General features: G+C 70.9%; 22 protein-coding genes. 6 read left to right on the top strand and 16 right to left on the bottom strand.

Going from position 1 to position 22449, the window contains the following annotated elements:
- Positions 1-130 precede the first annotated feature (130 nt).
- Genes ACIQ7M_RS02275 through ACIQ7M_RS02260 form a run of 4 tightly spaced genes read left to right on the top strand, consistent with a single transcriptional unit; the run spans position 131 to position 3556 of the window.
- Positions 131-1102: an ABC transporter substrate-binding protein gene (locus ACIQ7M_RS02275; protein ID WP_403638815.1), complete on the top strand. Its 972-nt coding sequence runs from the start codon at positions 131-133 to the stop codon at positions 1100-1102.
- Complete coding sequence (locus ACIQ7M_RS02270) at positions 1099-1905, top strand: ABC transporter permease (protein ID WP_403638813.1); 807 nt, start codon at positions 1099-1101, stop codon at positions 1903-1905. The genes ACIQ7M_RS02275 and ACIQ7M_RS02270 overlap by 4 nt, the downstream gene beginning before the upstream one ends.
- The gene (locus ACIQ7M_RS02265) at positions 1902-2720 is read left to right on the top strand and encodes an ABC transporter permease (RefSeq protein WP_403638811.1); all 819 of its coding nucleotides are present in this window, start codon (positions 1902-1904) and stop codon (positions 2718-2720) included. Before ACIQ7M_RS02270 ends, ACIQ7M_RS02265 begins: the two co-directional genes overlap by 4 nt.
- Before the next feature lie 23 nt (positions 2721-2743).
- Complete coding sequence (locus tag ACIQ7M_RS02260) at positions 2744-3556, top strand: ABC transporter ATP-binding protein (protein WP_355762180.1); 813 nt, start codon at positions 2744-2746, stop codon at positions 3554-3556.
- Between the two features lie 36 nt (positions 3557-3592).
- Here ACIQ7M_RS02260 and ACIQ7M_RS02255 read toward each other — a convergent pair whose 3' ends face one another.
- The 15 genes from ACIQ7M_RS02255 to ACIQ7M_RS02185 form a co-directional block, all read right to left on the bottom strand.
- Positions 3593-5194, bottom strand: a complete 1602-nt coding sequence (locus tag ACIQ7M_RS02255) for a glycoside hydrolase family 13 protein (protein ID WP_403638809.1) — start codon at positions 5192-5194, stop codon at positions 3593-3595.
- Between the two features lie 39 nt (positions 5195-5233).
- Complete coding sequence (locus tag ACIQ7M_RS02250; protein ID WP_403638807.1) at positions 5234-6109, bottom strand: carbohydrate ABC transporter permease; 876 nt, start codon at positions 6107-6109, stop codon at positions 5234-5236.
- Positions 6106-7077 (bottom strand): carbohydrate ABC transporter permease, encoded by a 972-nt coding sequence (locus ACIQ7M_RS02245; RefSeq protein ID WP_403638804.1) that lies wholly within the window; start codon positions 7075-7077, stop codon positions 6106-6108. Before ACIQ7M_RS02245 ends, ACIQ7M_RS02250 begins: the two co-directional genes overlap by 4 nt.
- 8 nt (positions 7078-7085) lie before the next feature.
- Complete coding sequence (locus tag ACIQ7M_RS02240) at positions 7086-8438, bottom strand: extracellular solute-binding protein (RefSeq protein ID WP_355762170.1); 1353 nt, start codon at positions 8436-8438, stop codon at positions 7086-7088.
- A gap of 250 nt (positions 8439-8688) precedes the next feature.
- Positions 8689-9687 carry a LacI family DNA-binding transcriptional regulator gene (locus ACIQ7M_RS02235; RefSeq protein WP_386983546.1) on the bottom strand — a complete coding sequence of 333 codons (999 nt, stop codon included), beginning with the start codon at positions 9685-9687 and terminating at the stop codon, positions 8689-8691.
- Positions 9688-9902: 215 nt separating this feature from the next.
- On the bottom strand, positions 9903-10592 hold the full coding sequence (locus tag ACIQ7M_RS02230) for a GntR family transcriptional regulator (protein WP_403639240.1): 690 nt from the start codon (positions 10590-10592) through the stop codon (positions 9903-9905).
- A 109-nt stretch (positions 10593-10701) separates the two neighbouring features.
- On the bottom strand, positions 10702-11703 hold the full coding sequence (locus ACIQ7M_RS02225; protein WP_403638802.1) for a proline racemase family protein: 1002 nt from the start codon (positions 11701-11703) through the stop codon (positions 10702-10704).
- Between the two features lie 94 nt (positions 11704-11797).
- Positions 11798-12700 (bottom strand): dihydrodipicolinate synthase family protein, encoded by a 903-nt coding sequence (locus tag ACIQ7M_RS02220; RefSeq protein WP_355762162.1) that lies wholly within the window; start codon positions 12698-12700, stop codon positions 11798-11800.
- A 119-nt stretch (positions 12701-12819) separates the two neighbouring features.
- Positions 12820-14271, bottom strand: a complete 1452-nt coding sequence (locus ACIQ7M_RS02215) for an FAD-dependent oxidoreductase (RefSeq protein WP_403638799.1) — start codon at positions 14269-14271, stop codon at positions 12820-12822.
- Complete coding sequence (locus tag ACIQ7M_RS02210; protein ID WP_355762157.1) at positions 14264-14563, bottom strand: (2Fe-2S)-binding protein; 300 nt, start codon at positions 14561-14563, stop codon at positions 14264-14266. Before ACIQ7M_RS02210 ends, ACIQ7M_RS02215 begins: the two co-directional genes overlap by 8 nt.
- A complete protein-coding gene (locus ACIQ7M_RS02205) occupies positions 14560-15711 on the bottom strand; it encodes an NAD(P)/FAD-dependent oxidoreductase (RefSeq protein ID WP_403638797.1) in 1152 nt (383 codons plus the stop codon). The genes ACIQ7M_RS02210 and ACIQ7M_RS02205 overlap by 4 nt, the downstream gene beginning before the upstream one ends.
- 65 nt (positions 15712-15776) lie before the next feature.
- Positions 15777-16592: an ABC transporter permease gene (locus tag ACIQ7M_RS02200; protein ID WP_403638795.1), complete on the bottom strand. Its 816-nt coding sequence runs from the start codon at positions 16590-16592 to the stop codon at positions 15777-15779.
- Positions 16593-16602: 10 nt separating this feature from the next.
- A complete protein-coding gene (locus ACIQ7M_RS02195) occupies positions 16603-17493 on the bottom strand; it encodes an ABC transporter permease (protein ID WP_403638793.1) in 891 nt (296 codons plus the stop codon).
- 7 nt (positions 17494-17500) lie between these two features.
- The gene (locus tag ACIQ7M_RS02190; RefSeq protein ID WP_403638791.1) at positions 17501-18709 is read right to left on the bottom strand and encodes an ABC transporter substrate-binding protein; all 1209 of its coding nucleotides are present in this window, start codon (positions 18707-18709) and stop codon (positions 17501-17503) included.
- Positions 18710-18733: 24 nt separating this feature from the next.
- Positions 18734-19831 carry an ABC transporter ATP-binding protein gene (locus ACIQ7M_RS02185; protein ID WP_403638789.1) on the bottom strand — a complete coding sequence of 366 codons (1098 nt, stop codon included), beginning with the start codon at positions 19829-19831 and terminating at the stop codon, positions 18734-18736.
- Positions 19832-19953: 122 nt separating this feature from the next.
- Between ACIQ7M_RS02185 and ACIQ7M_RS02180 the strand changes: the two genes are divergently transcribed.
- Together ACIQ7M_RS02180 and ACIQ7M_RS02175 are read left to right on the top strand one after the other, a co-directional pair.
- Positions 19954-20772 (top strand): GntR family transcriptional regulator, encoded by an 819-nt coding sequence (locus tag ACIQ7M_RS02180; RefSeq protein WP_355762139.1) that lies wholly within the window; start codon positions 19954-19956, stop codon positions 20770-20772.
- Complete coding sequence (locus tag ACIQ7M_RS02175; RefSeq protein WP_403638786.1) at positions 20729-21508, top strand: cache domain-containing protein; 780 nt, start codon at positions 20729-20731, stop codon at positions 21506-21508. The genes ACIQ7M_RS02180 and ACIQ7M_RS02175 overlap by 44 nt, the downstream gene beginning before the upstream one ends.
- Before the next feature lie 73 nt (positions 21509-21581).
- Here the strand turns inward: ACIQ7M_RS02175 and ACIQ7M_RS02170 are convergent, their stop codons facing one another.
- Positions 21582-22241 (bottom strand): hypothetical protein, encoded by a 660-nt coding sequence (locus tag ACIQ7M_RS02170; protein WP_403638784.1) that lies wholly within the window; start codon positions 22239-22241, stop codon positions 21582-21584.
- Positions 22242-22449 lie beyond the last annotated feature (208 nt).

The following is a 22449-nucleotide window of genomic DNA, read 5'->3' as shown; positions in this document are numbered from 1 at the left end:
GATAACTGTCAACAATATTGTCAGCCAAGGCCATTGACCCGGCACGGACAGGGTTCTACCTTCGCGCTGAGCACCATTGTGCGGTGTGCGCACGCCCTGTCGGAACACTCTCGTCTGCACAGGAGGAGCCATGCGTCGTCTGCTCGCCGGGATCGCGGCCGGAGCCTTACTGGTCGCCGCGTCGGCCTGCGGCTCGTCCGGCGGCGGTGGCGCCTCGGACAAGAACTCTTCGTCCGGCGGCACCACCACCGTCAAGCTGGGGGTCATCCCCATCGTCGATGTCGCCCCCGTCTATCTGGGCCAGAAGAAGGGCTTCTACAAGAAGCACGGACTGACCCTGTCGATGACGACCGCGCAGGGCGGCGCCGCGATCGTCCCGGGTGTCGTGTCGGGCCAGTTCCAGTTCGGGTTCTCCAACGTGACCTCGCTGATGATCGCCCAGTCCAACAGCGTTCCCGTGAAGGCCATCGCGAACGGCGTCGCCTCGACCGGCGTCACGGGCGCGGACTTCGGCGCCATCACGGTCAGGAAGGGCAGCTCCATCGCGTCGCCGAAGGACCTGGAGGGCAAGAAGGTCGCCGTCAACACACTGAAGAACATCAACGAGACGGCCGTGCGCGAGTCGGTGCGCAAGGCCGGCGGCGATCCCTCCAAGGTGAAGTTCGTCGAGCTCGCCTTCGACCTGATGCCCGCGGCCCTCGACAAGGGACAGATCGACGCGGCGATGGTGGTCGAGCCGGCGCTCGCCACCGTCAAGAGCCAGGGCGCGACCGAGATCGCCTCCGCCCTGGTCGACGTGGCGAAGAACCTCACCGTCGCCATGTACTTCACCTCGAACCAGTACGCGCAGCAACACCCCGACGTGGTCAAGGACTTCCAGGAGGCGACCGCGGAGTCCCTCGCGTACGCCGACGCGCACCCGGACGAGGTCCGGCAGATCGTCACCACGTACACCAAGATCCCCGCGGCCGTCCTGGCGAAGGTGACCCTGCCGAAGTGGCCGGCCGAGCCGAACCGGGCCTCGATCGAGACGCTGGAGAAGCTGGGCGAGCGGGACGGCCTCTTCAAGACGGCGCCCGATCTGGACAAGCTGCTGCCGTGACACGGACGCGAGCGCGTGGCGGCTCCCCCGGCCGGGCCGTGAACGCCGCACTGGGCGCCGCCGGGCTCGCGGCCTTCCTCGCCCTCGGCGAGGCGGTGCCGCGGCTCGGCATCGTCAAGGAGCAGTTCTTCCCGCCCACCAGCCGGATCGTGGGGGCTCTCGGTGACGAGCTCGACGACGCGACCTTCTGGACCGACCTGGGCGACACCCTCACGGGCTGGGCGCTGGGGCTGGCGATCGCGGTGGCGGCGGGCGTCGTGGTGGGGGTGGTCGTCTCGGTCGTGCCGTATCTGCGCGAGGCGACCGCCTCGACGATCGAGTTCCTGCGCCCCATCCCCTCCGTGGCCCTGATCCCGCTCGCCGTCCTCCTCTACGGCACCGAGCTGCGGTCGGTGCTCCTGCTGGTCGTGTACGCGTCCTTCTGGCAGGTCCTCGTCCAGGTCATGTACGGCGTGCGGGACGTGGACCCGGTGGCGGAGGAGACGGCACGCTCGTACGGTCTCGGCGCCTGGGCCCGGATCCGACATGTGCTGTGGCCCACCGCGCTCCCGTACGTCATGACGGGGGTCCGGCTCGCCGCGGCCGTCGCGCTCATCCTCACGGTCACCGCCGAACTCGTCATCGGCGCACCGGGACTGGGCGCCCGCATCGCGGTCGCCCAGACCTCGCAGGCGGTGCCCGAGATGTACGCGCTGATCGTGGTGACCGGACTGCTCGGACTGCTGATCAACGTGGGTGCCCGGTCGGTGGAGCGGTACGCGCTGGCCTGGCACCAGTCCGTACGCGGGGAGGTGGCGGTATGACGGACGTCCCGGCGGGCCGGACGAGGCCGAACCCGTGGGGCGGCCTCCTGCTGCGCGCGCTGTTCGTCGTCGCGCTCCCCGCGCTGCTGGTCGGCCTGTGGTGGCTCGCCTCGGACGGCAGCGGCAATGTCTACTGGCCCCCGCTGCGCACGATCCTCAGGACGTTCCCCGACGTCTGGACCCGCGCGCGGCTCCGCGCCGATCTGGTGCCCAGCCTGCTGCGACTGCTCGCCGGCTACGCGTCGGCCGCGACCGTGGGGATCGCCCTCGGGACGCTCATCGGCTCGTACCGGAAGGTGCGGGCGGTGTGCGAACCGGTCCTGGAGTTCCTGCGCGCGGTGCCGCCGCCCGTCCTCGTTCCGGTCATCATGCTGTTCGCGGGCATCGGGGACACGATGAAGATCGTCGTGATCGCGAGCGGCTGCGTGTGGCCGATCCTGCTCAACACGATCGAGGGCGTGCGCGCCGTCGACTCCGTGATGTCCGAGACGGCCCGCTCGTACGGCATCACGGGTCCGGCGCGGATCCGGTCCGTCGTCCTGCCGTCCGCGAGCCCGCAGATCTTCGCGGGGCTGCGCCAGGCGCTGTCCATCGGCATCATCCTGATGGTCATCAGCGAGATGTTCGCGGCGAGCAACGGACTCGGCTTCACCATCGTGCAGTTCCAGCGCGGCTTCGCGATCCCCGACATGTGGACCGGGATCCTCGTCCTCGGCCTGCTCGGCTTCCTCCTCTCGGCCGTCCTCCAGGTGGTCGAACGCCGGGTCCTCGGCTGGTACCACGGTCTGCGCGACTCCTCCAGGCGGTCCCCGTGACGACGCTCGTGAAAGGGCGGTCCATGCACGCGTCTTTGGTCGTATCCGGCCTCCGGAAGGTCTACGAGGGGTCGGGGCGCCGGGTGGAGGCGGTCCGCGATCTCACGTTCACGGTCGACGCGGGTGAACTCGTCTGCCTGGTCGGCCCGTCGGGCTGCGGCAAGACCACCCTGCTGAAGTGTGTGGGCGGTCTGCTGGCGCCGACGTCGGGCCAGGTCCTGCTCGGGGGCCGGCGGGTGACCGGCCCGCCGCCGGGCATGGCGTTCGTGTTCCAGGAGTACGGCCGCAGTCTGTTCCCCTGGATGAGGGTCGGCGAGAACGTCGAACTCCCCCTGAGACAGAAGAGCCTGAGCAAATGGCAGCGCCGGGAACTGGTCGACGACGCGCTGGAGTCCGTGGGCCTGGCCGACGCCGCGAAAGCCTATCCGTGGCAGCTCTCGGGCGGGATGCAGCAGCGGGTCGCCATCGCGCGGGCCCTGGCGTACGAGCCCGAAGTACTGCTCATGGACGAGCCGTTCGCGGCGGTCGACGCGCAGACCCGCGCCGATCTGGAGGATCTGGTACGCAAGCTGTGGCGGCAGCGCGGAATCACCATCCTGTTCGTGACCCATGACATCGACGAGGCCGTCTATCTGGGCGAGCGGGTCCTGGTCCTCTCGGGCTCCCCCACCGTCGTACGGGAGCAGCTGAAGGTCGATCTTCCCGAGGAGCGGGACCAGTTGCGCACCCGGGTCGCCCCGCGCTTCGCCGAGCTGCGGACCCATGTGTACGAGCAGATCCAGGCGGCGAAACGCGGGGAGCCGGTCGTCGAGGACGCTCCTCCGTCCGATCGGTGACACCCGTGGGAACGGTGCCCTGCGGTGCGGGCCCGCTCAGGCGCGCAGCCAGACCGCCGTGTCCGGCGGAAGGAACCCGTCGGCGTCCAGCGGGCCGCTGTGGAGCAGGATCCGGGAGTGCTCCGGGAGTTCGACCGGGCCGTCGGCCAGGTTGACCACGCAGAGCAGTCCGTCCGCGCGGGTGAAGGCGAGGACACCCTCCGGTGCGGGCAGCCAGCCGAACCCGCCGTCCCCGAAGCCCGGTTCGGTGCGGCGCACGCGGAGCGCGGCACGGTAGAGGCTCAGCATGGACCCGGGATCGTCCGCCTGGCCGTCGGCGGCGTACGTGGGCCACTCCGCGGGCTGCGGGAGCCAGGGTTCGCCGCCGAATCCGGCGTACGGTTCCGCGGCCGTCCAGGGCAGCGGGACCCGGCAGCCGTCGCGGCCCGGGTCCGTGCCGCCGGAGCGCGAGTGCATCGGGTCCTGGATGCTGTCGAGCGGCAACTCGACCTCGGGAAGGCCGAGTTCCTCTCCCTGGTACAGGTACACGGAGCCGGGCAGGGCGAGCGAGAGCAGCGCCGCGGCGCGGGCCCGGCGGGTGCCGAGGGCCAGGTCGGTGGGGGTGCCGAAGGCCTTGGCCGCGAAGTCGAAGCCGGTCTCCGTACGCCCGTAGCGGGTGACCGTGCGGGTCACGTCGTGGTTGCACAGCACCCAGGTGGCGGGCGCGCCGACGGGGGCGTGTTCGGCGAGGGTCTCGTCGATGGAGGTCCGCAGCCGTCCGGCGTCCCAGGGGCAGGACAGAAAGGAGAAGTTGAAGGCGGTGTGCAGTTCGTCGGGGCGCAGGTAGCGGGCGAAGCGCTCGGAGTCGGGGAGCCACACCTCGCCGACGAAGACGCCGTCGTAGGCGTCGGCGACCGTCCGCCAGGAGCGGTAGATGTCGTGGAGCTCGTCGCGGTCGACGTACGGGTTCGGGTCGCGGCCCTCGACGAAGTCGGGCAGGTCCGGGTCCTTGGCCAAAAGCGCGGCCGAGTCGATGCGGACACCCGCGACCCCCCGCTCGAACCAGAAGCGCAGGATCTCCTCGTGTTCCCGGCGGACGGCCGGGTGCGCCCAGTTGAGGTCGGGCTGCTGGGGGGTGAAGAGGTGGAGGTACCAGTCGCCGTCGGGCAGCCGGGTCCACACCGGTTCGGTGGAGCCCGCGAACTGGGACGGCCAGTCGTTGGGCGGGAGTTCGCCGTGTTCGCCGCGTCCGGGGCGGAAGTGGAAGAGCTCGCGCTCCGGGCCGCCGGCCAGCGCGGCCCGGAACCAGGGGTGCTGGTCGGAGACGTGGTTCGGCACGATGTCGACCAGGGTGCGGATGCCCAGCTCACGGGCCTCGGCGATGAGTTTCTCGGCCTCGGCGAGTGTCCCGAAGGCCGGGTCGATGGTGCGGTAGTCGGCGACGTCGTAGCCGCCGTCGGCCAGCGGCGAGAGATACCAGGGGTTGAACCACAGGGCGTCCACACCGAGTTCGGCGAGGTACGGGAGTCTGGCGCGGACACCCGCGAGGTCGCCGGTGCCGTCGCCGTCGCCGTCCGCGAAGCTGCGGACGTAGACCTGGTAGATGACGGCGGAACGCCACCACGCGGACTGATTTCGGGCAGGGCGGGGCTGTCCCACGGTGCGTTGCCTTTCGTTCGAGGGGGTCGGGTGCGGGCGTCAGCCCTTGGTGCTGCCCGCGCTGATCCCGGCGATGATGTGCCGCTGGAACACCAGGAACATCACGACCATGGGAATGCTGGCGATCACCATCGCGGCGATGAGCACGGTGAGCTGGATGTTCTGCGAGAGCTGCACGAGCGCCACGCTGATGGGCTGCTTGTCGGTGTCGGAGAAGACCATCAGCGGCCAGAGGAAGTCCTGCCAGACGGCGACCAGGGCGAAGATCGACACGACTCCGAGGACGGGCCGGGACATCGGCAGCACGATCGACCACAGGGTGCGCAGTTTTCCGGCGCCGTCGATCTCGGCGGCCTCCAGGACGTCGCGCGGTATCTGGTCGAAGAAGCGCTTGAGGAGATAGAGGTTGAAGGCGTTGGCGACGGCCGGCAGCCAGATGCCGAGCGGGGAGTTGAGCAGGCTGGTGTGCAGGACGGGCAGGTCGGCGACGGTCAGGTACTTGGGGACCACCAGGGCCTGCACGGGGACCATCAGGGTGGCGAGGATGCCGCCGAGGATCACCTTGCCGAAGGCCGGCTTCAGTCTGGACAGGGCGTAGGCGGCGGCCGTGCAGAAGACGAGCTGGAGCACCCAGGCGCCCGTGGCCTGGACGACGGTGTTCCACAGGTGGGTGGGCAGGTCCATCAGGTCCCACGCGTCGGTGTAGCCGCCGAGGTGCCAGTGTTCCGGCAGCAGGGTGGGCGGGGTGCGGGTGACCTCGTCCGGCGACTTCATGGCGCCGGTGACCATCCAGTAGACGGGGAAGAGGAAGGCCAGCGCGAAGAGCAGGACGACGCCGCCGAAGACGGTCCAGTAGACGGCTCTGCCGCGCGGGCGGGCCAGGGCGAGCGGAGACACGAGGGTGCGGGTGCTCACGCGTCCTCCCCTTCGGAGCGGGTCAGCCGCAGGTAGAGGGCGGAGAAGGCGCTGAGCAGGACGAGCAGCATGACGCTCAGGGCGCAGGCTCCGCCGAAGTCGTTGTAGAGGAAGGCGTACTTGTAGATCAGGTAGAGCACCGTGACGGTCTTGTCCTCGGGGCCGCCGCCGGTGATCACGAAGGGTTCGGTGAACACCTGCATGGTGGCGATGATCTGAAGCAGCATCAGCATCAGGATGATGAAGCGCGTCTGAGGGATCGTCACATGGCGGATGCGCTGGAGCAGGCTCGCGCCGTCCAGCTCGGCCGCCTCGTACAGCTCGCCGGGGATGCTTTGCAGCGCGGCCAGGTAGATGAGGACGGTGCCGCCGAGGTTGGCCCAGGTCGCGACGATGACCAGGGAGACGAGCGCGGTGTCGGCGCCGTTGGACCAGTTCGAGGTCGGCAGGTGCAGCGCGCGCAGCGTCTCGTTGGCGAGACCGGCTCCGGGATCGTAGAACCACTTCCACAGCAGGGCGCTGACCACCGGCGGGATCATCACCGGCAGATAGACCACGACCCGGAAGAACGCCTTGGCGTGCCGCAGTTCATTGAGGACGAGCGCCATCACGAAGGGGACGGCGAAGCCGATGAGCAGGGCGAGGAGGGTGAAGGTGAGGGTGTTGCGCCAGGCGGCCGTGAACTCCGGGTCGTGGAAGACCCGGGTGAAGTTGGCGGTGCCGACCCACTCGCCGCCGCTGCCCGGCGTGTACTTCTGGAAGGCGATCACGACGGCGCGGATCGCCGGGTACCAGGAGAACAGGGCGAAGCAGAGCAGGCCTCCGGCGAGGAAGGCGTAGGCGCGGAACTGGTCGGCCAGGCGCCGGCGCCACGGTCCCCCGGTCCGGCGCCCGGCCGACCGCGGCGCCTCCGGCGCGCCGACGGCGGCCGGAGGGAGCACTGCGGGGGGCTTCGATGCGGTCTTCATGAACGGTGTCAGCCTCGGGCCAGGATGGAGTCGATCTTGCCGGAGGCGTCCTTGAGGAGCTGGTCGATGTCGGCGTCCTTCTTGGTGAGGACCGCGGACACGGCGGCGTCGAGGACGGAGTAGATCTGCTGGGCCTGCGGCGGCTCGATCTTCATGTCGAGGCTCTGGTTGCCGTCGAGGAAGGCCTGGTAGTTCTCGACGGGCACGTTGGCGTTGGCCTTCTTGACCTGCTGGTCCTTGTCGTCGGCCGCGCCGGTGAACAGGCGCGGTTCGGGCAGTCCGACGGGCGCGTTGTTCTGCTTGGCGCGGGCGTAGTCACCGAGGAAGCCGTCGCCGGGCGTCAGGAACATGGAGTCGAGCCACTTGAGGCCCGCCTTGATCTGGGCCGGCGAGTCCTTCTTGTTGAACATGTAGCCGTCGCCGCCGATGAGCGTTCCCTTGCCGCCGGGCATCGGCGCCAGGCCGAGGTCGTTGTAGTTGCCGCCCTTCTCCTTGACCAGGATCGGGATGTTGTCGGGCGCGGAGAGGTACATGCCGAGCTTGCCGGAGCCCATCATCTGCTGCACGTCGTTGATGACGAGGAGCTGCTTGCTGCCCATGGAGTTGTCGCTCCAGCGCATGTCCTTCAGGTTCTGCAGGACCGCCTTGCCCTCGGCCGTGTCGACCGTCGCCTTCTTGCCGTCCTCGGAGACGACGTCGCCGCCCTGCGAGTACAGCTCGGCGGTGAAGTGCCAGCCGCCCTGGTTCTGGGCGCTGTAGTCGGCGTAACCGACCGTTCCGTTGCCGAGCGCGGCGATCTTCTTGGCGTCCGCGCGCAGCTCCTCCCAGGTGGCCGGGGGCTTGTCGGGGTCGAGGCCGGCCTTCTTGAAGAGGGCCTTGTTGTAGATGAGGCCCATCGAGTAGCCGGTGCGCGGGATGCCGTAGATCTTGCCGTCGACCGTGTAGATGTCACGGAGTTGCTGCTGGATGGTGCTGTAGCTCTTGAGGTCCTTGACGTAACTCGTGATGTCGGCGGCCTGGTTGACGTCGACGACGTGCTTGGCGTCGGTGAAGTACGTGTAGAACACGTCCTCCATCTGGCCGCCGGCCAGCTTGGCGTCGAAGGTCTTGGGGTCCTGACACGGGAACGCGTCGTGCATGGCGACGTCGATGCCCGGGTTGGCCTTCTCGAACGCCTTGGTGTCGGCGTCGAAGAACGAGCGGTCGACCTTGGCGCTCTTCGGCGGCTCGCAGTTGACGGTGATGCGGGTCTTTCCGTTGGCCGCATCGTCGTCGCCGCTCGAACCGCACGCGGCGGCCGAGAGCGCGACGGAGGACGCCATGAGCATGACGAGACTACGGCGGAACCCGGTACTTCTCATTGGTGGACCCCTTCGGGCTGGAGCGAGGAAGGCCCACGGCGGGCGTGCCGCCGTGTTCTGGCGCCGCACACTCAAGCACCGACGACATCCGTCCGCAAGATGTCGCGCAGAATCTGTAATTATTTGACAGGGGTTGGGGGTCTGCGTTGCAGGTGGTTGCGTAGCGGAGTCAACGGCCCCGGAAAGACCGCCGGGCCGCCGCGTGGTGCGACGACCCGGTCACCGGCGCCGGCGGGCCCTCGTCCGAGGCTCAGCCGCGGGGAGCCTGCGCGGTCGACCCGCGCACCACCAGCTCCGGCTCGAACAGCAGCTCCTCGGGGGTCACACTGCTGCCGCCGATCTGCGCGTTGAGCAGTTCCACGGCGGCGCGCCCCATGGCCTCGATGGGCTGGCGGACCGTCGTCAGCGGGGGTTCGGTGCAGTTCATGAAGGCCGAGTCGTCGTACCCGACGACGGAGATCTCGCCGGGGACGCTGAGCCCCTTGCGGCGGGCGGCCCGAACGGCGCCGAGCGCGAGCGGGTCGCTGGCGCAGATGATGCCGGTGACCCCCTGGTCGAGCAGCCTGGTGGCCGCGGCCTGGCCGCCCTCCAGCGAGAACATCGCCCGTGCCACGTACGCGTCCGGCAGATCCGGGGCCAGGGCGCGCGCGGCCGCGAGCTTGCGGCCCGAGGGCATGTGGTCGCCGGGGCCGAGGACGAGTCCGATCCGCTCGTGGCCGAGCGAGTCGAGATGGCGCCACGCCTGCTCGACGGCGACGGCGTCGTCGCAGGAGACGCAGGGGAAGCCGAGGTGCTCGATGGCCGCGTTGACCAGCACCACCGGGATGTTGCGGTCGGCGAGCTCGCGGTAGTGGTCGTGCGGCGCGTCGGCCTGCGCGTACAGACCGCCGGCGAACACCACCCCGGAGACCTGCTGCTGGAGAAGGAGGTCCACGTAGTCGGCCTCGGAGACCCCGCCCTTGGTCTGGGTGCACAGCACCGGGGTGAGCCCGAGCTGGGCGAGCGCACCGCCGATCACCTCGGCGAACGCCGGAAAGATCGGGTTCTGCAGCTCGGGCAGGACGAGCCCCACGAGCCGCGCGCGTTCACCGCGGAGCTGGGTGGGCCGCTCGTAGCCGAGGACGTCCAGGGCGGACAGGACCGCCTGCCGAGTGGAGTCGGAGACACCCGGCTTGCCGTTGAGCACCCGGCTGACCGTGGCCTCGCTGACCCCGACCTTCTTCGCCACCTGAGCAAGTCGTCGCGTCATGAGCGCAAGAATAGCGCAAGAATTGCAAATCGCTTGCGTAGAACTTCGGCCGGTTCCCGACCGCGGGGCCGGGTCCGGCGCCGGGACGGGCCCGGCGGTTTCACGCCGGGCGGGCCCGGTGGTCTCACTCCCGGCGGGGCCGGCGGTTCACGCCCTGGGGTCCAGTAGGTTCACGCCCCGGGAGCCCGGTCGTTTCAGGCCGCACCGGGGAACCCTCAGGGCGCCGCCCACAGACCGCGGACGTGGCCGAGGTGGCGCGTCATCACCGCGCGCACGGCACGCTCGTCGCGTTCCAGGAGGGCGTCGAGGAGTTCCAGGTGCTCCCGGGCCGAGGCCTCCAGCCGGCCCGCCCGGACCAGGGCGTCGAGCCCGTACAGCCGCGAGCGCTTGCGCAGGTCGCCGACCACCTCCACCAGATGGGAGTTGCCCGCGAGGGCCAGCAGGCCGAGGTGGAAGCGGATGTCCGCCTCCACGTAGGCGATGAGGTCGCCGGCGGCCGCCGCCGTCACGATCTCCCGGGCGGCCGGACGCAGCGCCTCCAGCGAGACGGCATCGGCCGTGGTGGCCAGCCCTACGACGGTGGGGATCTCGATGAGCGAGCGGATGTGGGTGTACTCGTCGAGCTGCTCCTCGGAGACCGCCGTGACCCGGAATCCCTTGTTGGGGACCGTGTCGACCAGGCCCTCCTTGGCCAGGTCGAGCATGGCCTCGCGGACCGGCGTCGCCGAGACGCCGAAGCGGGCCGCCAGCGTCGGCGCCGAGTACACCTCGCCGGGCCGCAGCTCGCCCGCGATCAGCGCGGCGCGCAGCGCGTCGGCCACGCGCTCGCGGTAGCTGCTGCGCCTGCCGCCCAGCGTGGGCAGGTCGGGAGCTGCTGAGGGTTCGCTGCTGCGCTGGGCGGCCATCAAGGTCTCCTCGTACGGGCCGGCGCGCCGTCGTTCTGCCGCCCCGGGATTCTGTGCCATGTCACGTCTTACTGAGAGCACCAGTATCTACGCCCCGGCGCGGGGCCGCTCACAGGACGAACCCGGCCGGGAACGGGTCCGAGGGGTCGAGCAGGTACTGGGCGGTTCCGGTGATCCAGGCGCGGCCCGTGAAGCTGGGCAGCACGGCGGGCACTCCGGCGACCTCGGTGGTGCCGAGCAGCCGCCCGGTGAACCGCGTGCCGATGAAGGACTCGTTCACGAACTCGGTGTCCAGCGGGAGTTCACCCCGGGCGTGGAGCTGGGCCATGCGCGCGCTGGTGCCCGTACCGCAGGGCGAGCGGTCGAACCAGCCGGGGTGGATCGCCATCGCGTGCCGCGAGTAACGAGATGTCGCCTCGGGCGCGTACAGGTGGACGTGGTGGCAGCCGCGGATCGACGGGTCCTCGGGGTGCACGGGCTCGCCCTCGGCGTTGACCGCGTCCATGAGCGCGAGGCCCGCCGCGAGGATCTCCTCCTTGCGGGAGCGGTCGAAGGGCAGGCCGAACTGCTCCAGCGGCAGGATCGCGTAGAAGTTGCCGCCGTAGGCCAGGTCGTACGTCACCGTGCGCCCGTCGGCCAGCGTGGCCTTGCGGTCGAGGCCGACGGCGAACGACGGCACGTTCCTGAGCGTGACCTCCTTGGCCGCGCCGTCCTCCACGGCGACCTCGGCGACGACGACACCCGCGGGGGTGTCGAGCCGGATCGTCGTGACCGGCTCGACGACCTCGACCATGCCGGTCTCCACCAGCACGGTCGCGACCCCGATCGTGCCGTGCCCGCACATCGGCAGATAGCCCGACACCTCGATGTAGATCACGCCGTAGTCGCAGTCGGGGCGGGTCGGCGGCTGGAGGACGGCTCCGCTCATCGCCGCGTGCCCGCGCGGCTCGTTCATGAGGAGCTGCTTGATGTCGTCGCGGTGCTCGCGGAAGTGGAGCCGCCGCTCGTTCATGGTCGCGCCCGGGACGGTGCCGATCCCGCCGGTGATCACCCGGGTGGGCATGCCCTCGGTGTGCGAGTCGACGGCGTGCAGGACGAGTTTGCTGCGCATGGGACTCCTGAGTGATCTCGACGGGTGGCTGGACGGTGGCGGAGGTGCCGGCGGGCCGGCTCGGGCGGGACCGGCGGCGGAGGGCTGGGCCGGCTCAGGCGAGACCGGCGGCGACGGCCTGGTCCGTCGCGCGGCGCACCGCGGCCTCCTGTTCGGGCAGCAGCGGGACGCGCGGCGGCCGGACCGGACCGCCGTGGCGGCCGACGATGTCCATGGACAGCTTGATGGCCTGGACGAACTCGACCTGGGAGTCCCAGCGCAGCAGTGGGTGCAGCTGCCGGTAGAGCTTGCCCGCCGTGTCGAGGTCACCGGCGACGGCGGCGCGGTAGAGCTCGACGCTCGCCCGGGGCAGCGCGTTCGGGTATCCGGCCACCCAGCCCTTGGCCCCCGCCACGGCGAGTTCGAGGAGGACGTCGTCGGCGCCGATCAACAGGTCGAGTTCCGGGGCGAGTTCGGCGATGCGGTAGGCGCGGCGCACATCTCCGGAGAACTCCTTGACCGCCTGGACGAAGCCGGCGGCGTGCAGCTTCGCGAGGAGTTCGGGCACCAGGTCGACCTTGGTGTCGATCGGGTTGTTGTAGGCGACGACCGGGACGCCCGCCCGGGCGACCTCCTCGTAGTGGGCGAGGACGGAACGCTCGTCCGCGCGGTAGGAGTTGGGCGGCAGCAGCATCACGGCGCCGCAGCCCGCGTCCCTGGCCTGCTCGGCCCAGCGGCGGGCCTCCGCCGAGCCGTACGCGGCGACGCCGGGCATGACCCGGGAACCGCCGATCGCGGCGACGGCGGTCTCGACGACCTTGGCCCGCTCTTCGGGGGTGAGCACCTGGTACTCACCGAGGGAGCCGTTCGGTACGACGCCGTCGCAGCCGTTCTCGACGAGCCAGACGCAGTGGTCGGCGTACCGGCCGTGGTCGACACCGAGGTCGTCGTTCAGCGGGAGCGCGGTGGCGACGAGGACTCCGTGCCAGGGGCGACGGCTGTCGGGGGTGTCGGTCATGAGGTGCTCATCCTCTCTCAATAGGGTGTGACATTTTACTGTCGGTCGAGGTGGCCCGCGGCGAGGCGGGGGACGGGCCGCGCCGGTGCCGGGCTTCGTTCCGGGCCCGGCGAGGAGCGTCAGCGCAGGCCGGGAGGCGGGCCCGTGCCGGGCGACGGGTCGTCGTCCTCCGCACCGGCGCGGGCGAGGACGCCGAGCGGTACCGGGCGCGCCAACAGCCTTCGTGCGGCCACCTGTTCGCAGCCGGCGAGTCCGGCGACGGCCGGTTCGCAGATCCGGCCCTGGCACCACCCCATCCCGGCGCGCGTGAGCAGCTTGACCGTGCGGACGTCGCCCGCGCCGAGGTCGGTGACGGCCTCGCGGACGCGGCCGGCCGTGACCTCCTCGCAGCGGCACACGACGGTCTCGTCGGTGACCTGCTCCGCCCAGTGGGCGGGCGGCCGGTACACGGCGTCCAGCGCGGAGGCGAACGCGCGCGCTCTCGCGCGGACCCTGACGGCCCGGGCGGCCGAGCGCGGATCGGGTTCGACGCCACGCAGCCGGGCCGCCACCGACCGGCCCGCGAGATGCCCCTCGGCCAGGGAGAGCGCGGCACCACCGATTCCCGTGGTCTCACCGGCGGCCCAGACGCCGGGCACGTCGGTGCGCTGCTCCTCGTCCACGTCCACCCCCGAGGCGTCGGTCCGGCAGCCGAGCGCCTCGGCGAGATCGGTGTGCGGGACCATCCCGTGCCCGACGGCGAGCGCCTCGCACGGGATCCGCCGCTCCGTTCCGGGCCGTACCCGCCCGTCGGGGCCGAGCGCGGCGACGGTGACGGCTTCGAGCCGGCCCTCGCCGTGGGCTTCCACGACGGTGTGACGCGGGACGAACGGGACGCGGTGGCGCAGGAGCCGGGCCGCGTACAGGGCCGCCTCGGCGATCTTGCCCGGCTCGGCCGCCAGCGCCCCGCCGCCGCGCGGCAGCCTTCTCGGATCGAGGGACTCCACGAGCGCGGCGACCTCGACCCCGGCGGCGGCGAGGGAGGTCGCCACGGGCAGCAGCAGCGGCCCGCTTCCCACGACGACGGCTCTGTGTCCCGGCACGACGAGGCCGCCCTTGAGCAGTGCCTGGGCCCCGCCGGCGGTCACGACTCCGGGCAGGGTCCAGCCGGGGAAGGGCAGCACCTTCTCGTATCCGCCGGTGGCGAGGAGCACGGCGTCGGCGCGCAGGGCGACGGACTCCTCCTGGAGCGGGCCGAGGAGGGCGTGGACGGTGAATCCCGGCCGTGCGCCCGTCGCCCCGGGCCGCTCGACCAGCCAGACATGATGGTCCGTCAAGTGCCGGACCGTACCCGCCTCCAGGTGTCGGGCGAGCCCCCGTTCCAGTCGCTCCCAGGTGTGCCACCGGTGGTGCAACGCGCGGGGCCGCCGGGCGCCCAGGCCGCTCGCGGGCCGGCGGTAGAACTGTCCGCCCGCCGCCACCGCCGAGTCGATCAGCGTCACGTGGACGCCGCGTGCCGCCGCGGCCAGGGAGGCGGCGAGACCGGCCGGACCCGCGCCGATCACCGCGAGGCGGTGGGGTCCCTCAGTCATCGTGGCCGGTGCCTTCCTGGGTGCGGATGGTGTCACCGGGCGCCAGCGGAACCAGACAAGCCCGTTGGTTGGGACGGTCGTTGACGGTGACGAGGCAGTCGAAGCAGACGCCGATGCCGCAGAAGACCCCACGGGGCCGGCCCGCGTCACGGGTGGTGCGCCACGAGGTGATGCCCTCGGCCCAGAGCGCGGCGGCGACGGTCCGGCCGGGCAGCACCTCGACGGCCCGGCCGTCGAGGGTGACCGTGAAGGCGGGGCCGGGTTCGGCCCGTACGAGGTCCAGCGGGTTCACACGGCCTCCTCGGGGAAGCGGTCGGGCCGGAACGGTGTGAGGTCGAGGCCGGGTGCCGTGCCGGCCAGGACCCGCGCGATCAACTGTCCGGTGCCGGTGGACAGTCCGATGCCGGCTCCCTCGTGCCCGCAGGCGTGGAGGAGGCCGGGCGCCCGGGGGTCGGGGCCGATGGCGGGCAGATGGTCGGGCAGGTAGGGCCGGAATCCGAGGTAGGTCCGCAGGGCGCGCACCTCGGACAGGAAGGGAAAGAGCCGTGTGGCGCCCGCGGCCAGTTCCCGCACGACGGGCAGCGAGAACGACCGGTCGAAGCCGACGCGTTCCCGGCTCGCGCCGATCAGGATCGGGCCGGCCGCGGTCCCCTCCACCACCGGCGACGTCTGGAGAGCGGCCGAGTCGCTGGCGACGTCGGCGACGTAGTCCGCGGCGTACACCTTGTGGCGCACCCGGCGCGGCAGGGGCTCGGTGACGAGGACGAATCCCCGGCGTGGCAGGACGGGGAGCGTGACGCCCGCGAGCGAGGCCACCTCGGCGCCCCAGGTGCCGGCCGCGTTGACGACGGCGGGTGCGTGCAGGTCGCCCCGGTCGGTGCGCACTCCGCGGACCGAGCCGTCCCTCGCGCGCAGCACCTCCGTCACGGTGCGCCCGGTCAGCAGCCGCGCCCCCGACGCCTTGAGAAGTCGGGCGGCCGCGAGGGCGGGCATCACCTGGGTGTCCTGGGGATAGCGGACGCCGCCCGCGAGTCCTGGGGCCAAGTACGGTTCCAGGTCGTGCAGTTGGTCGGCGGCGACTGGTTCGGCCAGCACGCCGGCCGTCCGCTGACCCGCCGCGAACGTCTCCAGCGCGGCCAGGCCCGCGGGGGTGGAGGCCACGACGAGACCGCCCTTGGCCTCGTACTCGACCGCTTTCCCGTGCTCCTCGGCGAGGTCGGCCCACAGTCGTCCGGAGAGCAGGGCGAGGTCGAGTTCGGGGCCGGGTTCCTTGTCGGAGACGAGGAGATTGCCCTCACCCGCGCCGGTCGTCCCGCCGGCCACGGGGCCGCGGTCCACCACGGCGACGTCGAGGCCCTCGCGAGCCGCGTACAAGGCACAGGCGGCGCCGACCATTCCGGCTCCGACGATCACGACATCGCAGGTAACGGGCCTACTCACATCAGTACTATGTCACATACTTCCCTGTGGGGACCGGCTCTTGTGAGGGGCGGTTCGCGCGGCCCTCAGATCCTGCTCTCGGTGGCCGTGTCCGCGGACAGGCGCTGGGCCACGTAGATCGGGAACACCGAGAGCAGGACGAGCACGGCGGCCACGACGTTCACGACCGGTGCCTGCCGGGGCCGGGTCATGTTGTCGAAGATCCAGATCGGCAGGGTCTCGATGCCGGGCCCGGCCGTGAACGTCGTCACGACGATCTCGTCGAAGGACAGCGCGAAGGCGAGCAGCGCGCCGGCCAGGAGCGCGGAGCGCACCAGCGGGAACGTGACGTCGACGAAGGCCCGGAAGGTGTCCGCGCCCAGGTCCATCGCCGCTTCCTCGTACGTTCCTGACGTACGGCGCAGCCGGGCGACCACGTTGTTGAAGACGACGACGATGCAGAAGGTGGCGTGGCCGACGATCACGGTGAACATGCCGAGTCCGACGCCGAGCGGTTGGAGCACCGTGCTGAACGCCGAGTTGAGCGCGATGCCCGTGACGATGCCGGGCAGCGCGATCGGCAGCACGACCACGAAGGAGATGGTGCCCCGGCCGAAGAACCGGTGGCGGGCGACCGCGAAGGCGACGAGCGTGCCCAGCACCAGCGCGATCGCCGTGGCGCCGAGCCCGGCCTTGACCGAGACCCACAGGGCGGCGCGGGCCCCCTCGTTCTCCCAGGCGACCGACCACCAGTGGAAGGTGAGCCCGGACGGCGGCCAGCTCGCGCTGCGGTCCCGGTTGAAGGAGTTGACCAGGACGAGGGCGAGGGGCACGTAGATGAAGGCGAAGCCGAGCCCGGCGGCGACGCGCAGCGCGATACGCGCGGGACGGGAGAGTTGCACAGCGGGCTCCTCAGAGACTGCTCAGGGCGCCCGTGCGGCGCATCGCGAGGAGGTACACCACGATGACCACGACGGGGACCGTGCCGAGCGCGGCGGCCATGGGCAGGTTCAGTTCGATGTTGGAGTAGACGACGTTGCCGATGAGCTGGGTCTTGCCGCCGACGATCTGCACGGTGATGTAGTCGCCGAGGCTGAGCGAGAAGGTGAACACCGAGCCGGCCGCGACGGACGGCAGGACCATCGGCAGCACCACCGACCGGAAGGTGCGGCCCGCGCGGGCCCCCAGGTCCGCCGACGCGTCCAGCAGGTTGGCGGGCAACTGCTCCAGCGCGGTGTGGATCGGCAGGATCATGTACGGCAGCCAGAGGTAGGTCAGCGCGATGATCGCGGCCGTGATCCCGTACCCGGGTCCGCTCAGCCCGAGGGGCTTCAACACCCAGTCGGCCAGGCCGTCCTGAGAGAGAATCAGCCGCCAGGCGTACACCTTGACGAGGTAACTCGCCCACAGCGGGGTCAGGATGGCGACGACCAGCAGCGGGCGCCGCTCGGGCCGGGCGATCCGGGCCGTGTAGAAGGCGACGGGCAACGCGATCACCGCGCACAGGGCGGTGACCGCGAGGGCGACGCCGACGCTGCGCAGGATCACCTGGCGGTAGACGGGGGTGGTGAGGAGTTGGTGGAAGTTGTCGGTCGACCAGACCTTCACGACCTCGGAGGTGAAGGAGTTCGTCGTCCAGAACGCCGAGACGAACAGCACGGCCAGCGAGCCGAGATAAAGAACCGTCAGCCAGAGCAGGGGTGCGGTCAGCAGCAGGGACAGCCGCAGCCGGGAGTGCCGGTGCAGTGTCCCCGCGAGCCGCCGGACGGGGGAGCGTCCGGCGGCCTGCGGGGTGGAGGTCATCGTTCGGTCAGCCCTTGATCTCGGTCCAGGCCTGGACCCACTTGGCGTACGGGACGCACTTGACGTCGGTGCGGCCGTCGAGGCACTGCTCGATGGGCGTGTTCCAGAACGCGATGTTCTTCCAGTAGCTCTCGTCGGTGGCGTGGTAGGTGTCGCAGAAGGACTTGTCACTCGTGTACCGGCACGCCTCGGAGTTGGCCGGCGCCTCACCGAAGTACTCGGCCACCTGGGCGTTCACCTTCGGCGAGATGATCCAGTCCATCCACTTGTAGGCGCAGTTGGGGTGCTTGGCCTTGGCGGAGACCATCCAGGTGTCGGACCAGCCCGTGGAGCCCTCCTCGGGCACGAAGGCCTTCACCTTGGCGCCCTCGTCGGCCGTGAGGTTGGCGATGACCTGCCAGGTGGTGCCGACCACGGAGTCGCCGCTCTTGAAGGCGGAGATCTCCTTGAGGTAGTCGCTCCAGTACTCCCCCACGTTCGCGCTCTGCTTCTTCAGCAGGTCGACGGCCGCGTCGAACTGCTTCTGGTCGAGCGCGTAGGGGTCCTTGATCTTCAACTCGGGCTTGGTGGCCTTCAGATACAGCGCCGCGTCGGCGATGTAGATCGGCGAGTCGTACGCGGTGACGTGGCCCTTGTTCGCCGGGGCGTCGTCGAAGACCGCGGACCAGGAGGTGGGGGCGGGGCTGACCTTCTCGGTGTTGTACATCAGCAGGTTGGCGCCCCGGCCGTGCGGGATGCCGTACATCTGGCCCTTGACGGAGTTCCAGGCGCCCTTCTTCAGGCCGCTGAAGACGTTCTTGTAGTTCGGGACGAGGCCGGTGTTGACCGGGGCCGCGTCGCCCGAGGCGATGAGGCGCAGGGAGGCGTCCCCGGAGGCGGAGACGGCGTCGTACTGGCCGGTCTTCATCAGCTTGACCATCTCGTCGGAGCTGGCGGCGACCTTGGAGTTGACCTGGCAGCCGGTCTGCTTCTCGAAGTCGCCGACCCAGTCGACCTTGGGGTCGTTGGAACCGTCCTCGACATAGCCGGCCCAGGCGATCAGGTTGACCTGGCCCTCGGTCCTGCCGAGCTTCGACTGCGCCTTGAGGTCGGGCGGGTTGAGGCCGGTGGACGCGGAGGAGCCCGTACCGGACGATCCGCAGGCGGTGGCGGCGAGGAGCACCGCTACGGCGGCGGCGGCCTTGAGGGGTGGGGTGAGGCGCACGGCGAACTCCATGGGTGACGGTGGACTGAGCGGGGGTCAGCGGGGGTCGGGGACCTGGAAGGCGTGGCGGCGGTGCCACCGGAGCCGGACCCGGGTGCCGCGCAGGGCGGCGACGTCCTCAGAGGAGGTGTCCAGGTTCTGCTGGAGCGCGGTGAGGCGGCCGCCCGCGTCGAGGTCCACCAGGAAGCGGGTGGCGTCGCCCAGATAGACGACCTCGGCGACGGTGCCGGTGGCCGTGGAGTGCTCCGGCTCGCCGGCCGCACCGGCATCGGCGGACCCGGACCCGGCACCGTCGGCGGGCTCCGTGGGCTCCGTGGGCTCCGTGGGCTCCGCGAGGACCCGGATCTTCTCCGGCCGGATGCTGTACGTGCCCGGGGCACCGACGATCTGCCGGGCCGACTGTCCGTCGAGCAGGTTGGACGTACCGACGAAGCCCGCGACGAAGGCCGTGGCGGGGCGTTCGTAGATCTCCGCCGGGGTGCCGACCTGTTCGATGCGGCCCTGGTGGAAGACGGCGATGCGGTCGCTCATCGTCAGGGCCTCCTCCTGGTCGTGGGTGACGAACACGAAGGTGATGCCGACCTCGCGCTGGATCGCCTTGAGTTCGACCTGCATCTGCTCGCGCAGCTTGAGGTCGAGGGCGCCGAGGGGTTCGTCGAGGAGCAGGACACTGGGGCGGCCGACCAGGGCCCTGGCGAGGGCGACACGCTGGCGCTGCCCTCCGGAGAGCTGGCCCGGACGACGTCGTCCGAACCCTTCCAGGCGTACGTCGGCGAGCGCCTTGCGGGCCCGGACCAGCCGTTCGGCCTTGGGCACCTTGCGGACCCTGAGTCCGTAGGCGACGTTCTCCTCGACGGTCATGTGCGGGAACAGCGCGTAGTCCTGGAAGACGGTGTGCACGTCCCGCTCGAAGGGGGCGAGACCGGTGACCTCCTGGCCCGCCAGTTCGATCCGGCCCTCCGTCGGGCTCTCGAATCCGGCGATCATCCGCAGCACGGTCGTCTTGCCCGAGCCCGACGGGCCGAGCATCGAGAAGAACTCGCCGTCGGCTATCTCCAGATCGACTCCGGCCACGGCGGTCGTCTCACCGAACGCCTTTCGCAGGCCCTGGAGCCGGATCGCCTTTGCCTCCATGGGCGGGGAACCTTTCTGGTGCGTTGGTGCGTTGCAACACTGACCGGAAAGATATGAAGCCATAGTTCAAATCTCAAGACCCCTTTAGAGTAAAGGTTGAGTCAACGCACAAGGTGGTGACCGTGAAGCAACACAGAGGCGACGGCGTCCGCAGAGCCGTCTTCACACCCGTGGACAGCCGCGCCCGCGTCGAGACGGTCGTGCACCGGATCGGCGACGCCATCGAGCTGGGGCTGCTCGCCGACGGCGAGCAACTGCCGGGGGAGATGGAGCTGGCCGGTCAGCTCGGCGTGTCCACGGTCACCCTGCGCGAGGCCCTCATGGCCCTGAGGCAGCAGGGACTGGTCACCACACGGCGCGGGCGCGGCGGCGGCAGCTTCGTGTCGCTTCCCGAAGTCCCCGGCGAGGAAAGGCTGTTGGCCCGGCTCGCCGGCTGGAGCACCGAGGAGCTGCGGGACCTGGGCGACCACTGGGCGGCCCTGTCCGGAGCGGCGGCCCGGCTCGCGGCGCAGCGGACCGAACCGGACGACCTCAAGGCCCTGCGGCGCACCTTGGACGACCTGTCGGCCGCCGAGGACGCGGCCGCCCGCAGCCGCGTCTACGGCCGCTTCCACGTCGAACTCGCCGCGGCGGCGCAGTCCGCCCGGCTGACGCGTGAGCAGGTGGTGCTCCAGACCGAGGTGGGCGCGCTGATGTGCCTCGTGCTCGGGGACGACGAATATCGTGAAGAAGTCGCCGACCGTCATCGCTCCGTAATCTCGGCCGTGCAAGATGGGGCCCACGAATCGGCCAGAGCACTGGCCGAGCGGTGCGTGGTGGACTCGACGGCGCGGCTCATCACCCTGCGCCTCCAGATGCCGCGTGTCATGTCAGGTCCGCGTCCACTGGAGGGCACCGATGCGCAGGAGCCCCGGACCGGCCGGCGCGACGGCGACGCTTGACGTCTCCGCCGAGGCGGCCGTCGCCACGCAGGTCCGCTGCACGCTGGAGGCCGTCTTCGACGCGGTCGCCGACACCCGGGCCGACGCGGCCGCGCTGCTCACCCGCGTCGCCGCCGACGGCCGGCGCCCGGCGACCGTGGATCTGGCGGCACTGCGCCCGGGACTGCATCTGCGGCTCACCCGGCAGGAGTTGGTGTCGGGCGCCGGTTTCGTGGCGGCACCCGGCCTGCTCGGTGACGTACCGGCGTGGCTGGAGTGGTGGCAGCAGGGTTCCGACGGTGGCGTACGACCGCTGCTGCTCGACCTCGATCCGGCGCACTCCGCGTACTCGGACTACACGCACTGGGACTGGTTCGCCCTCCCCCGCGACACGGGGCAGCGCGCGGTCGCCGGGCCCTACGTCGACTACCTCTGCTCCGACGAGTACAGCCTCACCCTGTCCGCGCCGGTCCAGGTGGAGGGCCGGTTCGTGGGGGTCGCCGCGGCCGACGTGTATCTGCGGCACTTCGAGCGGGCGGTGGTCCCGCTGCTGCAACGGCTGCCCGGAGCCGCCTACCTGGTGAACGCCCGGGGCCGGGTGGCCGCGTCGGCGGACCCCGCGCATCTGGCCGGTTCCCTCATCAAGGGGCCCGACTTCGCGGCCGTGCTGGCGGCGGCCCGCGCCACCCGACACGAGGACATGCGGCTCGTCCCCTGCGACAGCGTGCCCCTCGTCCTCGTGATGCCGGCCCGCTGAACGGGCCGATCCGTCCCCCGGGGCCGCCTCCCTCCAGAACTCCCGACCCTCCGCGCAGACGGGTCAACGCGCGTCACACGGCACGAAGCTCCGCCGCGCCGTTGCGCGTCTTGCGTGCCCTGCCCGGTCCGCCCGTGACCGGCCGGGCCGCGTCGCGCAGCACCAGGGTGATCCGCGAATACCCCATGTGCTGAAGGGCCTTGGGGGTCTCGTCGACGATCCGGCAGTCCGTGCCGCCCCAGCGGGGATCGGGGTGGACCAGCGGGCGTACGGCCCCGTCGTGCTCGACCCCGCGCGGCCCGACGGCCTCGATCCAGTGGGGCAGGCCGTGCCGGTAGGCGGCGTCCATGATCGGGTCCTGGGCGATGTCCCGGCGGATCGCCTGGAGTCCGCGGTCCTGGCCGTTGCGCTCCACCGCCGAGGCGAAGTGCGCGAGCATCGGCAGGCACCAGCTCGACTCGTGCTCACCGAGCACCGACCCCGCGTCCGGGTGGAACAGGACGAAACGCAGGAAGTTGTCGCCCGGCATGGCGGTCGGATGCGCGCCCATGCCGGCGAAAAGTGTCTCGAACGCGTCGTTGGACAGCACGACGTCCCAGCGGCGGTCGAACACGAAGGAGGGGAAGGGCACGGCCTCGAGGAGCGTGGCGTAGTCCTGGAGGTACGCCTGCGCTTCGAGACTCTCGGGGACAGGTCGCGGCTGGGACCGCTGCCTTCCTGCCTGGTACGCCATCGGGAGGTCACCCCTCTTGCCTCTGCGGCCTTCACGCGGCGCCCCGATCCTGCTGCCCCGGGGACGGGCGTGTCAACTATCGTGGCATTTGGCGCTTGTTGACGGCTGAATCTCGCCACAGTTGTGGCGAGACCTGGATGTGAGTTCGAGCGACCGGCTAGGCTCCGGTTGGTCCCCGGTCTTGCCGCCGGGATGGTTCCTGACCCTC

It is taken from the genome of Streptomyces sp. NPDC096324, assembly GCF_044763015.1.
Classification (GTDB): Bacteria; Actinomycetota; Actinomycetes; order Streptomycetales; family Streptomycetaceae; genus Streptomyces.
The sequence above is the reverse complement of the archived record's forward strand: the minus strand, read 5'-3'. Positions and strand labels throughout refer to the sequence as shown.

What these genes read in the sequence shown, in the direction of transcription:
- ACIQ7M_RS02275 (WP_403638815.1), top strand. Translation starts at nt 131, where the DNA reads ATGCGTCGTCTGCTCGCCGGGATCGCGGCCGGAGCCTTACTGGTCGCC.
- ACIQ7M_RS02265 (WP_403638811.1), top strand. Translation starts at nt 1,902, where the DNA reads ATGACGGACGTCCCGGCGGGCCGGACGAGGCCGAACCCGTGGGGCGGC.
- ACIQ7M_RS02260 (WP_355762180.1), top strand. Translation starts at nt 2,744, where the DNA reads ATGCACGCGTCTTTGGTCGTATCCGGCCTCCGGAAGGTCTACGAGGGG.
- ACIQ7M_RS02245 (WP_403638804.1), bottom strand. Translation starts at nt 7,077, where the DNA reads ATGAAGACCGCATCGAAGCCCCCCGCAGTGCTCCCTCCGGCCGCCGTC.
- ACIQ7M_RS02240 (WP_355762170.1), bottom strand. Translation starts at nt 8,438, where the DNA reads ATGAGAAGTACCGGGTTCCGCCGTAGTCTCGTCATGCTCATGGCGTCC.
- ACIQ7M_RS02235 (WP_386983546.1), bottom strand. Translation starts at nt 9,687, where the DNA reads ATGACGCGACGACTTGCTCAGGTGGCGAAGAAGGTCGGGGTCAGCGAG.
- ACIQ7M_RS02230 (WP_403639240.1), bottom strand. Translation starts at nt 10,592, where the DNA reads ATGGCCGCCCAGCGCAGCAGCGAACCCTCAGCAGCTCCCGACCTGCCC.
- ACIQ7M_RS02225 (WP_403638802.1), bottom strand. Translation starts at nt 11,703, where the DNA reads ATGCGCAGCAAACTCGTCCTGCACGCCGTCGACTCGCACACCGAGGGC.
- ACIQ7M_RS02220 (WP_355762162.1), bottom strand. Translation starts at nt 12,700, where the DNA reads ATGACCGACACCCCCGACAGCCGTCGCCCCTGGCACGGAGTCCTCGTC.
- ACIQ7M_RS02215 (WP_403638799.1), bottom strand. Translation starts at nt 14,271, where the DNA reads ATGACTGAGGGACCCCACCGCCTCGCGGTGATCGGCGCGGGTCCGGCC.
- ACIQ7M_RS02195 (WP_403638793.1), bottom strand. Translation starts at nt 17,493, where the DNA reads ATGACCTCCACCCCGCAGGCCGCCGGACGCTCCCCCGTCCGGCGGCTC.
- ACIQ7M_RS02190 (WP_403638791.1), bottom strand. Translation starts at nt 18,709, where the DNA reads ATGGAGTTCGCCGTGCGCCTCACCCCACCCCTCAAGGCCGCCGCCGCC.
- ACIQ7M_RS02185 (WP_403638789.1), bottom strand. Translation starts at nt 19,831, where the DNA reads ATGGAGGCAAAGGCGATCCGGCTCCAGGGCCTGCGAAAGGCGTTCGGT.
- ACIQ7M_RS02175 (WP_403638786.1), top strand. Translation starts at nt 20,729, where the DNA reads ATGCGCAGGAGCCCCGGACCGGCCGGCGCGACGGCGACGCTTGACGTC.
- ACIQ7M_RS02170 (WP_403638784.1), bottom strand. Translation starts at nt 22,241, where the DNA reads ATGGCGTACCAGGCAGGAAGGCAGCGGTCCCAGCCGCGACCTGTCCCC.